Here is a 227-nt window from a genome sequence, read left to right on the forward strand (position 1 = left end):
TTCCCACAGACCACTCGCAATGCCTGAGGCCTGTGGCAATCCTGTGGGAGCGGGCTTGTCCCGCGAATGGCCTCCCACAGACCACTCGCAATGCCTGCAGCCTGGTGATAATCCTGTGGGGGCAGGCTTGTCCCGCGAATGACCTCCCACAGATCAATCGCAATGCCAGCGGCCTGTGATAATCCTGTGGGAGCGGGCTTGTCCCGCGAATGACCTCCCACAGATCA

Source organism: Pseudomonas sp. XP2 (assembly GCF_053557975.1).